The sequence below is a fragment of the Flavihumibacter sp. ZG627 genome (genome assembly GCF_000814325.1).
Classification (GTDB): domain Bacteria; phylum Bacteroidota; class Bacteroidia; order Chitinophagales; family Chitinophagaceae; genus Flavihumibacter.
Window position 1 is genome coordinate 140,436 of sequence record NZ_JPHF01000009.1, and the last position, 12,085, is coordinate 152,520.

6 protein-coding genes are annotated in these 12,085 nt (G+C 48.8%); 1 reads left to right on the forward strand and 5 read right to left on the reverse strand.

What is annotated here, in order from left to right:
* Nucleotides 1-160: 160 nt before the first annotated feature.
* From HY58_RS15685 to HY58_RS15705, 5 genes are read right to left on the reverse strand one after another with little or no spacing between them, the layout of a single operon-like run.
* A complete protein-coding gene (locus HY58_RS15685) occupies nucleotides 161-1,678 on the reverse strand; it encodes a glycoside hydrolase family 32 protein (protein ID WP_039134073.1) in 1,518 nt (505 codons plus the stop codon).
* A 47-nt stretch (nucleotides 1,679-1,725) separates the two neighbouring features.
* Nucleotides 1,726-3,432, reverse strand: coding sequence for a RagB/SusD family nutrient uptake outer membrane protein (locus HY58_RS15690; RefSeq protein WP_039134077.1), 1,707 nt, complete (start codon nucleotides 3,430-3,432; stop codon nucleotides 1,726-1,728).
* A 20-nt stretch (nucleotides 3,433-3,452) separates the two neighbouring features.
* Nucleotides 3,453-6,587, reverse strand: coding sequence for a SusC/RagA family TonB-linked outer membrane protein (locus tag HY58_RS15695; RefSeq protein WP_039134079.1), 3,135 nt, complete (start codon nucleotides 6,585-6,587; stop codon nucleotides 3,453-3,455).
* Between the two features lie 52 nt (nucleotides 6,588-6,639).
* Nucleotides 6,640-7,548: a carbohydrate kinase gene (locus HY58_RS15700; protein WP_039134082.1), complete on the reverse strand. Its 909-nt coding sequence runs from the start codon at nucleotides 7,546-7,548 to the stop codon at nucleotides 6,640-6,642.
* Nucleotides 7,549-7,578: 30 nt separating this feature from the next.
* Entirely contained in the window at nucleotides 7,579-8,907 is a 1,329-nt protein-coding gene (locus tag HY58_RS15705; RefSeq protein WP_039134085.1) for a sugar porter family MFS transporter, read from the reverse strand.
* Between the two features lie 272 nt (nucleotides 8,908-9,179).
* Here HY58_RS15705 and HY58_RS15715 point away from each other — a divergent pair, with 272 nt between their 5' ends.
* Nucleotides 9,180-11,999: a substrate-binding domain-containing protein gene (locus HY58_RS15715; protein ID WP_253271591.1), complete on the forward strand. Its 2,820-nt coding sequence runs from the start codon at nucleotides 9,180-9,182 to the stop codon at nucleotides 11,997-11,999.
* Nucleotides 12,000-12,085: the final 86 nt, after the last annotated feature.

Sequence of the window (12,085 nt, forward strand, 5' to 3'; positions counted from 1 at the left end):
CAGACCTCGCCAAAACCGGTATTCATCCGGCCTTTGGCGAGGTAACACTGGCCCAATTGCTGGCAACCTGGGTGGTTCCAGAGTAATGGCAGTGCAGTATAAAACAGCAGTAGGTCCCTGGGTCGAATATCTTGGGATCCTCAGGCAACACTAAAACAACTTAGTGAATGCTCTTTAAAGGCGTAAACGCAAGCTTATTGAATATGGTTTTGTCCGGTGAATTAATCTGCATTTCCGTATAGCGCTCATTGGGGAAGAACACAGCCGTCATCACCGTTAATCCATCGTCGGCCAGCAACTCAACGGAAGCATCATCAATAACCAGACTCATATTCATTCCAGCCTCCTTACTGATGCGTGGGGCTGTATGCCTTGCAGCAAATCCTTTTTCAAAGGACACCTTTCCCGAAAGTGTACGATCAATAAAATATTTGTTGGCGCTCTGGTCATATCCGATCAGTAGTTTCTCTCCCTTGCTATTGGAAAGCGTGATGGTAAATGATGAAGCCGAAGAAGCCTCCATATCCAGTTTTGCAGCGCCCGCAAGTTTGCCAAACTTATCGTCAATATCAAGATCAGTAGCATCTATATTCTCCAGACTTGTTTTCTTCTCATTCAATACATCCAGTTCTTTTACCAGGTTTGATGCCACATAATACTGCTCACCAACCTTCTCCATTCTAAGCTCACGGGGAAGGGTAGCTGCACCACGCCATTTTTCAGTTGGAACAACATTGGCATACTGCCAGTTATTCATCCAACCAATAAAGACCTTCCGATCGCCCGTATTGGACCAGGTTATTCCGGCATAGTTATCCGGACCATAATCGATCCACTTAATATCCGTATTGTGCGGAGTAAAAGTAGTGCCATCAAAATCGCCGGTGAAATACTGCGTGGCAGAACCACCATTCGGTCCACCGGGATTAATACTCACAATCAACACCCAAACCTGCTTACCATCATGCTCCATCGAAAAAAGATCAGGGCATTCCCATACACCACCATGCGCACCAACTTCCTTTCCAAACTCCGACTCCTTTGTCCAGTTCTTCAGATCAGGGGAAGAATAAAATGTTATGCGATCCATGGTTGCTAATGTCATGATCCACTTTTTCCCCGCCTCATACCACATCACCTTGGGATCACGGAAATCGCGGATACCGGGATTTTTAAGAACAGGATTAGCAGCATATTTTTCCCATGTCTTGCCCTCATCCAGACTATAAGCCAAACTCTGGTACTGGAATACACTGCTGCCAGTCTTCTCCATGGGAGAATTGTGGTGCGTAAAAATAGCTACCAGCGGTGTTTTACCATCCTTTCCAAAACCGGAAGTATTATTTACATCGGCCACAGCAGATCCTGAAAAGATCCAACCCAGACTATCAGGATAGAGCGCCACCGGCTGGTGATCCCAATGCACAAGGTCTTTGCTGGTGGCGTGCGCCCAATGCATGGGCCCCCATACCGTACTGTCCGGATAATACTGGTAGAACAAATGATACTGGTTATTGAAATAGACCATTCCATTGGGATCATTCATCCATTTCTCGGCGGGACTAAAATGTATCTGTGGACGGTGTGGCTCACCCGCCGATTGCGGCACCCCGGAGGGCCCGCAACCAAGCAGTGAACCGACCACAACTGTTGCCATCAAACCATAAAATATTTTCATGTGGATCTGCTTTATTTTATTGTGAGTAGAATCGGAACATCAATTCATCAATAGCCCGGATTCTGAATATACAACCCTTTGGTAAAAGTAATTTCTGACTGCGGAATAGGAAGGTATTCGTCGCGACCGGCCGTAAACTTCGCCGTAGAAAGGTATGGCCTCCGCATTTTCTCCACATTTATGTACTGGTTAAGGGTCGGCTCGGCAATACCCCAACGCACCAGGTCAAAGAAACGATGTCCCTCCGTCGCAAACTCCAGTCTTCTCTCCCACTGCAATGCAAGACGAGCATAGTCCTGTGTCCACCCTGTTGACGGATATTGCTTAACGTTATAATTAGATGCGAAACTTCCATCCAGCTTTTTCAACCTTGATGTACTTGCCGCTGCCCTTGCCCTGATCTGGTTGATGAGGGGAAGCGCTTTATCATGCTGGCCCAGTTCAATATATGCTTCTGCCTGCATCAGCAACACTTCATCAAATCTAAGGATGTCCTGGTTCTTCGCCACACCCATGAATGGTCCGTTCTTAAAATAAGATGGACTGGTTGCCAGTTGCTGGCTGCGCATAGTGTGGAAGTTTCCATACACCCCCGCATCACGCACCCAGCTATTGCTGAAGAGCTTTGTATTATCATACTTGTACACATGTCCGTCTATACCCACTGTATGATCAAGCCTTACATCCACCGTTACTTTTGAAAGATCGGCAATGCCATTGTTGAAACCTGTCATATTCGGCAGTCCCTTATCATCAGTTGTATGTGCGTTCACGAGGTTCTGTGTACCGGCATTGAATCCGCAACAGCCATACTGCGGTGCACCATGCGGATAATTAAGTCCGTCTTCATAATTAAGTCTGCCGGATGTAGTACCATCATTGATAGAAAACTGGATGGCAAAAATGGATTCGGGACTATTCTCGGTTTCGGGTAAGAAGTTATCTGCGATATCAGCATTCAATGCATACTTGCCTGATTCAATAACCGATTGGGTAAGATCAACCACCTCCTGCAGCCTTTGCTGATTGATGCTCACCACGCGGTGCTGCTCATCCTGCTGGTAGGCCTGGAACAAACGTAGCTTGGCCAGATATGCCTGGGCAGCAAATTTATTTGGCCTTCCAAGTTGCTGCTGTGTTTCGGGGAGATTATTAATGGCATATTCCAAATCGGCAGCGATCTTATTCCAGGATTCTTCCCAGCCCAGATCGTTTGATACCGCCAGGATCTCCTCAGCAGTTGCATTTTCATCGAAGATGGGGATGTTCTTGTAGAGACTCTTCAACGTGAAATAACTGTGTGCACGAAGGAACCTCAACTCTGCAAGCCTTGATTGCTTCTGCGGGAAATCGGCATCTGCAAGTCCATTTACGGCGCGGATTGCAACATTGGCCCGCGAAATAGATTTGTAGAGATTCTTCCAGCTCCTTGAAATAAAGGCATCAAAAGTTGGTACAACGGTATTGTAATGTTCCAGCGCGTCTATCTCAAATACATCACCGGTACCACCCCCACCTTTATAAGAGTCATCGGAGCGTACACTTCCGTACACCCACATACTATAGATGGGTCCTATCATATCTCCGTTTCCAATGGCAGCATAGGCGGCCGTTACCAGTCCCTCCACTGCTGTTGGGGAGGTAAGATCCTGTGATGACAAAACACCTGTTGGTGTATATTCCAACTGCTTTTTACAACTGCCAAAACAGATCAGTGCTAAAGCGAAAAATGCGGTTATATATTGACGTTTCATTGTTCGTTTTTTTTAGTGGGTCAGAAAGAAGCGTTTACTCCAAAAGTGAATGTGCGCGGAATGGGAATGGGGCCCAGATCAATTCTCTCGGGGTCGGGACTCAGATGATCTTTACTCTTGATGAGGAAAAGATTCTCTCCCATCAGGAAAAAGCGAAGCCTTGAGAAGATCGATTTTTGCTGAAGCGTATATCCCAACTGAACGTTCCTCATTTTGAAATAGGAAGTGCTCACGATAAAATAATCGGAGGTGCGGCCCTCGCTGTTATTGTCCTTCAATGTTAATGCCGGCACATTGGTATTTGTGTTGGTGGGAGTCCATCCATTGAATACACCCGGACCAACATTTTCTCTTCCCCTCATCAGGTTATTGAATACGGTGTACACATCAAACCCTTCCCTGCCGGCAACGCCTGATCCGAAAACAGAGAGATCAAAATTCTTGTAATTCATATCGATCCGCATACCATATTCAAGGTCGGGCAACTGCGTGCCGATCCAGGTACGGTCGAGGTCGTTGATCACGTTGTCGCCATTGATATCAACGTAACGGATCCTTCCCGGACCAGCACCTATCTGCGTAGGCGCTTTATCAACTTCGCTCTGGCTCTGGAAAAGTCCGGCGGTTTTGTAACCGAAAATATCAAACTGCGAATGACCGATGATCGTGTTCACAAGGTTACCCGGATAAGCCGGACGAACAACTTCTGGCAGATCGGTGATCTTATCACGGAAGTGGGCAAAATTCAGTTGAACATTATAGGTGAAGTCACCCTTTCTCTCACCCCTGTAGCCGATCACGAATTCCCATCCCTTATTAGATTTAGAAGCACCATTCACGGTCTTCTGCTGACCTTCTCCTAGTGCTGATGCAATAGGTGGCGTGATCAGGATACCGGTTGTATTACGCGAGAAATAATCAAATGATCCGAAGATCTTATTCTCCAGCAGCGCGAAGTCAACACCTGCGTTAACCTCTTCTGTTGTTTCCCAGCGAAGCTGAGAATTGGCAGCCTGTGTTTGCACGAAACCGGAAGGAAGAACGCCGGTGTTACCACCACTTAGCGCATAGGCGGTACCGATATTCATATACTGCTCCCAGAATCCACCAACCAACTGAGAAAGCACGGTACCATAACGGGTATCAAACAAACCGAAGCGGCTCAGGTCACCGATCTCCTGGTTACCCACGCGGCCGGCGGCCACGCGGAGTTTCAGTTCAGAGAACAATTTGCTATCGGCCATGAATGCTTCGCGGTCAATTCTCCATCCCAGTGAAGCGGCGGGAAAAATACCATAGCGGTTGTCGGCACCAAAGCGCGATGAACCATCACGGCGAATAGTAAACGAAGCGAGGTACCTGTCATCAAAACCATAATCTACCCGTCCGAAGAGTGAGAACAACCTGTTACCGGTTGATCCACCGGCAACAGTGGTATTACCCGTTCCGGCACTCATCGTGAAATAGTCTTCTGTTTGTATGGCAAAGTTTTCTTTACGGGTAAACTGGAAATCGAGATTTGTTTTGATGAATTCTGTTCCCGCCAGAAACTTAAAGCTGTGATCAGTACCAAGGTTCCAGTTATAACGGGCGGTATTAGAGAAAGTATAACTGAGGAATTTATTCTGGTCGTGCGATAAACTATTGGTGGTTCTGTTGAAAGCTCCTTCTGTGAAAGTGGGTAGGATGATCTTGTTCAGGAAGGTGGCATAATCAGCGCCCAGCGTTGATTTGAAAAACAGGTTCTTAATGGGTTGGATCTCCACGAAGGCACTACCAAAGGCAGATACGCGGTTGGCATTATCCCAGCGCGACAGATACTGCATGTGCAGCGGGTTGTTACGGTCGGAGTAACCACCACCCGATGCGCCGGCAAATGTGACGCCATCTTTCTGGTAAACAGGAATGGTAGGCACCTGGAAAACGGCGAGTGAAGTTGTTGAGGCACCACCAATATCCCTGCTGGTGAGGGTTTCATTGGAGTTGGCAACACGCATATTCATGCCGAAACTTACCCTGTTATCAAAGGCACGCGTAATAGCATTGATGCTACCGGCAATACGCTCGTAATCAGTGTAGCGTAACATACCGGTATTCTTGAAATGCTGGAGGTTCACTTCCAGAGATGAATTGCGGTTACCTGCAGAAACAGTTAAACTATTACTGGTAACGATACCTGTTTTATACATCACATCCTGCCAATCGGTATTGCCGGCCGGAGTATTGGGATCACCACCAACAAAGGGCTGCACGCTAACACTGTTGAGAACAGGATTATCATAATCGTTGTTCCAGTTGAAAGCATAGATCTCACCATAAGCGGCTGCGGGATCCTGGCGATCATTCACGGATGCCTGCCATAAAGCGCGGCCTCTGTCTACCGCGTTCAGCATCTTAAAACGGGCATGTTTTTCTGATTGTGCTGATACACTGCTGTTGAACTGGAAGTTCACTTTACCGTCGGTATTACCACCGTTTTTAGTAGTAACAACAATAACTCCGTTGGATGCCCTTGCTCCATAAATAGAAGCGGCAGAGGCATCTTTCAATACCTGCATGGAAGCGATGACGGCAGGGTCGAGATTCTGAAATACTTCAGGTCTTGTGGTAGGGATACCATCGATCACATAAAGCGGATCAGTATTACCGAGTGTATTGGAACCACGGATAAGTATACGCGAACTACGTCCGTTCACCGATCCGTCTTTTTCGATGTAGAGTCCGGCCACCCTGCCCTGCAGCGCCTGCATGGCATTACCGGAGCTGTTATTCTTAACAGGCGTCATATCCACCACGGCAACGGCGCCGGTAAGATCACGCTTTCGCTGGGTGGTATAACCGGTTACAACAACTACTTCCTCTACTTTGGCGGAGCCCTCCATTTCAACAGAGAGGTCTGCCATATTATCGGTGACCGGAATGGTAACTGCGGCCATTCCCGAATAAGAAATGGTGATCGACTCACCTGCACTGGCATCAATGGAAAATTTCCCATTGGCATCAGTGGTGGTAGCGCGATTCTTCACCTGTACAGAAGCACCCTGCAGCGGGGACTTGTCGATTTTGCTGGTAACCGTTCCGGTTATTTTTTTCTGCTGGGCATAGGTAGATGCCAGGAGCAGCAACATGGGGATTAGCAATAGCAATTTTCTCATAAAATCGTTTTTTAAATAATTAGCGGTTTCTGTTTGGGTTCTTATATGGTGATCAGTTGCTCAAAGCCTGTTGGTAGATAAGCTGGTTGATCTCTTCCAGCTGGTAATCGGGACAAGGGCCGCTGTAGCTGGCTACCAATGCACCCAGGGCGCTGGCTGTAATCAGCATCTCATCTGGTTTTGCACCATTGGCGTACTGAGAAAGCAGTCCGGCAAAAAATGCATCTCCGCTTCCCACCGTATCAGCAACCTCCACTTTAAAGCCGGGGTGCTGGTATAGATGTCCGTTGAAATTGAACATGGCACCTTCACTACCACGGGTAACCACAACCGAAGGAATATGGAAGCGATCCTGTATCAGTTTAATTCGATCAGCTGCTGAAGGATACTTGCTGAACCAGCCGGTGATAAGCTCCAGCTCGGCGAGATTGAGCTTGAGGAAATCGGCCTGCTGTAAGAGTCTTTCAATGACGCGGCGGTTGTAATGCGGCGGACGAAGATTTATATCCAGCACTTTGAATGGCGCTATCTCCAGCAGGCGGTAAAGGGTATTGCGGGATGTGCTGCTGCGGGTGGCGAGACTGCCATATACAAAGAAGCGCGCGTCATGAAGCAGGGCCTCAAAGCGATCATCCCAATGGATATTATCCCAGGCAACCGGCTTCACGATATCATAGCTCACCTCATGGTGTTCACCGATGGTGGCGATGACCGTACCGGTAGGCAGGTTGGCATCAAGCTGGAAATAATCGGTGCTGATTTCCTGATCCTGCATGAGCTGGAGTAAACGCTTACCCCAGTCATCGAGACCAATTCGGGTGATCATGACCGGTACCATCCCTAACTTATTCAGGTGATAGGCAACATTCATGGGAGCACCACCGGGTTTGGCACCCGTGGGAAGTATATCCCAGAGGATCTCCCCAAAGCAAACCAGTTTGTTGTTAACAGGTGTATTCATGGCAGTCGTTTTAAGATTTGAGAAAAGCGGTTAATGCATCACGATAGAGTGTTCCAGTTGCTCAAGGCTCTTGCCCTTGGTTTCAGGCATCAGCTTCCAGACGAAGAGCAGTTGCACCACCATCATGATACAGAAGAATAAAAAGGTGTTACCCCCACCCAGGCTTTCTGCCAGCATGGGAAAAGAGAAGGCCACAATGGCTGCCATAACCCAATGCGTGAGGCTGCCGAGTGTTTGTCCCTTTGCCCTCACCTGGTTGGGGAAAATTTCAGAGATGAATACCCAGATCACAGCCCCCTGGGAGAAAGCGAAGAAGGCGATATATACAAGCAGGAGAACGGTGATCATGAGTCCGCCGAAATCATTGAGGTAAAAAGCGCGGGATACCAGTCCGAGGGTAAGTATAAGTCCGAATGACCCGATCATCATCAGTGTTCTCCTCCCGAAACGGTCGATGAAGTTGAGGGCTATCAGGGTGAAGAGCAGGTTAACGGCGCCGATGCCTACGCTGGATAAAAGGGAGGATTGCTTGCCGAGGCCGGTCATCTCGAAAATGCGGGGGGCATAATAGATGATGGCGTTGATGCCCGATACCTGGTTGAAAACGGCGAAGCTAACGGCGAGGAATACCGGAAAGCGGTTCTTGCGAGTGAATAGGGAAGTATTATCCTCTTCTCCTGCCACCTGAACAGCATCCTGGCGGATCATGTTTACGTCTTCTTTATAGCCTTCGGGATTGATAATTTTCAGCACCTCTTCCGCTTCGGCGATTCGGTTCTTCTTGAGGATCAGCCAGCGCGGACTCTCAGGAACCAGTCGAAGCATCAGGAGGAATATTAGTGAGGGGACTACCTGAACCCCCAGCATCCAGCGCCAGGAATTTTCGCCTTCCATACCGATGAGGTAGTTGGTAAGATAGGAGACCAGGATACCGAGAACGATATTGAACTGGAACATGGCCACCAGCTTACCCCGGCTTTTGGCAGGTGAGATCTCCGAAATATAAATAGGAGCCGTTACGGAAGAGGCGCCCACGCCGATACCCCCCAGGAGACGGAAGAGAAGGAAGATATACCAGTTGGTGGCGAGAGCAGTTCCGATGGAGGAAAGAAGGTAAAGAACGGCGATCAGGATCAGGGTCTTTTTACGGCCCAGTTTCTCAGAGGGGAACCTGCCAAGCAGGGCGCCCAGGATGGTACCGATCAGCGCAATGGAAACGGTAAGTCCGTGTTCAAAGGCGCTGAGGCTCCAATAGGTCTGGATCGACTGTTCCGCGCCGGAGATCACCGCGGTATCGAATCCGAAGAGGAAACCTCCCAGCGCCACGACGACGCTCCATAACAAAACTTTTCTGTTCATGTGACAAGCAATTTGAAGCAAACTACCGTTTCACTATGGCGGAAGGGGGAGGATAGCATTTCAAAAGCTTCTGAAATTCTTCCAAATGGAATATTTTTTGTAAAGCATTGATAGTGAGGGGGATGTTGCTCAAAATAGTTTTAGAATAGAAGGCACGCTTCCAGAATTGTAACCGGAATTTTAAGATTTGTTTCATTTTGGGCATCTAATCTTCCAATGAAATGGATAGAATATGAAATGATACAATAATTTAAAGGTGCAATTGATGCCATATGAATATTGCTATGCCATGGCTCAGGGGGCCAAAGCTTCTTTTCTGTATTATAATAGGATGCAGTCTCTTTATTTCCTGCTCAGAAAGAGGTGAGGAGAAACTATTCCGTATTGGGTTTTCCCAATGCGGGGATGCCGATGAGTGGAGGAAATATATGCTGCAGGAGATGAAGCGTGAGCTGGCCTTCCACCAGGATATGGAGCTGATCTATAAGCAGGCCGATGATAATAGTGAGCTGCAGGTGAAACAGGTGAAGGAGTTGCTGGCCGATGGGATCGACCTTTTGCTGATATCGCCCAATGAGATAGAACCGCTCACTGCGATTGTGGAGGAGGTTTATGAAAAAGGGATACCCGTGATAGTTATTGACCGGGAGATCGCGCGGCCCAGCTATACCAATTTTATAGGTGCCGATAACTACGAGGTAGGACGGATCGCCGGTCAGCATGCCGCCAGTCTGCTGAAAGGCAGGGGGAATATTATCCAGATAACGGGACTGCCCAAATCATCGCCCGCCATCGGGAGGAGGAAGGGATTTGAAGATGCCATCCGGGAATGGCCGGAAATGAAGATCATCCACACGTTTAATGGTGGCTGGATCAGGCCGCCGGCACAGCGGGGTATTGACAGTCTGAGGGAGAGTCTGCCGCAAACCCAGCTCGTATATGCGCACAATGATGTTATGGCCATGGGCGCCTATGAGGCGGCGCGGCAGTTAGGGATAACCGATATAAAGTTCATCGGGGTAGATGCCCTGCCCGTGCAGGGAATGGGAATGGATATGGTGGCCGACGGAAGGCTGGAAGCGTCCATGCTCTACTCCACCGGTGGTGTTGAAGCCATCCGCAATGCGGTGCAGCTACTCAAAAAGCAGGGATTACCTAAACGCACAATACTGCCTACACTGGTGGTGGACTCCAGTAATGTGCGGATGATGAAGCTACAGAGTGACAAGATCCTCAGCCAGCAGAATGATATAGAAAAGCAGCAGGACATGATGGCTGAGCAAAGGCGCACCTACAATACCCAGCGCACCTTTGTATATATACTGATGGTGACCCTGAGTCTGGTAGTATTATTTGCCGGACTGCTCTGGTACCTGCGGCAGCTCAATAAAAAGATCAACCGCCAGCTAGCCCGCAAGAATGAGGAGATCAGCAAGCAGAGTGAGCAGCTTGTGGAGATGTCGGCCAGGGCAACCGAGGCCAATGAGGCGCGGATCAATTTCTTCACCAATATTTCGCATGAGTTCCGGACGCCGCTAACGCTGATACTGGGACCGCTGGAGGAGATGCTCGAAAACAGGAAGCTGCCGTCGCCGCTGCGGCAGCAGTTGAGCATGATGCGCAAAAATGTGGTGAGGCTGCTGAGGCTGGTGAATCAACTTATTGACCTGCGGAGGATCGAGTTCAATAAGATGCAGGTGCGGGCGGTGGAAACTGACCTGGTATTGTTTGCCAATGAGGTGGTTCAGCTATTCCAGGAGATCGCGCGGCGCAAGCATATCGATTGCCGTTTGCTGACAGCAGAGCGGAGTCTGCCGGTTTGGATCGATGAGAGTATGATGGATAAGGTGTTATTCAATCTTTTATCGAATGCGTTCAAGTTCACCGAGGAGAACGGGTCGATCACTTTGCAGATAGAGAAAGATGTTGCTGCCAATGAGGCGGTGGTGGAGGTGAGGGATACGGGTTTGGGGATGAGTACTGAAACGCAGCAGCACCTGTTTGAGATCTTCTACCAGGGCGATCATGATACGCATAAGGGGTCGGGACTGGGACTGGCGCTCAGTAAAGAGCTGGTGGAGTTACACCATGGCCGCATCAGTGTGCAGAGTGAAAAGGGGAAAGGAGCGGTGTTTACGGTGAGGCTTCCGCTTGGTAATCGTCATTTCCAACCTGAGGAGATCAGTGCTGATCATCTGGAAAGCGACTGGCTGTTGGATGAGCAGAAATATTTTCAATCGGAGGTGGATGATCGTGCCGCGGGGGCGGCTACAACAGGGGATGAGGGAGGCCAGGATGTTATAGCTCATGATGAGAAGCCCAGCCTGCTGGTGATAGAAGACAATCCGGAGATGCGGCAGTTTTTGCGGCAGCGGCTTGAGGGAAGTTATGAGGTACTGGAGGCGGGGGATGGTAACAGTGGATTGCAGCAGGCCATGGATAATCTGCCTGATATCATTATCTGCGATGTGATGATGCCGGGCAGGGATGGAATAAATTTAACCAACCAGTTGAAAACAGATGTAAGAACCGCGCATATTCCGGTGATACTGTTAACCGCACGCACTGCCACTTCACAGCAAATGGAGGGATTGAAAAGTATGGCGGATGCTTATATTACCAAGCCTTTCGATTTTCCGTTGCTACAGCAGACCCTGAGCAGTTTGCTAGCCAACCGGAATAAGTTGAAGGAGCATTTTACGGCGGCGCTTCCTGCTGAGATCCGGACGCCGGGAGCAAATAAAACTGACCGTCGTTTTGTTTCAACCTTTGCGTCTATTGTGGAGGCGAATATTTCCAATGATGCGTTTACTATTGAAGACATCTGTAAGGAGATGGCTATTTCTAAGGTGCAGTTGTATCGCAAGGTTAAGGCCTTGATGGATACCAATATCAATGAATATATTCTGCAAATGCGGATACAGAAGGCGCGATATTACCTGCAGCATGAGGAGATGACGATTGCGGAGGTAGCTTATAAGACGGGGTTTTCCTCACCGGCTTATTTCTCTACGGTCTTCAAGAATAAGGTTGGGATCTCGCCTACTGTTTACCGCGATAAGGGTAATGGAGGTAGTGGGCCGCGCAATTAGGGTGGGCTTGCTGTGCGGACTGCCACACAATGAGGGATGCTTGTCAACTAGTGCAAGCCCCGCAGTCAACGCAGACCTCACATCAA

What these genes read in the sequence shown, in the direction of transcription:
- HY58_RS15685 (WP_039134073.1), bottom strand. Translation starts at nt 1,678, where the DNA reads ATGAAAATATTTTATGGTTTGATGGCAACAGTTGTGGTCGGTTCACTG.
- HY58_RS15690 (WP_039134077.1), bottom strand. Translation starts at nt 3,432, where the DNA reads ATGAAACGTCAATATATAACCGCATTTTTCGCTTTAGCACTGATCTGT.
- HY58_RS15705 (WP_039134085.1), bottom strand. Translation starts at nt 8,907, where the DNA reads ATGAACAGAAAAGTTTTGTTATGGAGCGTCGTCGTGGCGCTGGGAGGT.
- HY58_RS15700 (WP_039134082.1), bottom strand. Translation starts at nt 7,548, where the DNA reads ATGAATACACCTGTTAACAACAAACTGGTTTGCTTTGGGGAGATCCTC.
- HY58_RS15695 (WP_039134079.1), bottom strand. Translation starts at nt 6,587, where the DNA reads ATGAGAAAATTGCTATTGCTAATCCCCATGTTGCTGCTCCTGGCATCT.
- HY58_RS15715 (WP_253271591.1), top strand. Translation starts at nt 9,180, where the DNA reads ATGAATATTGCTATGCCATGGCTCAGGGGGCCAAAGCTTCTTTTCTGT.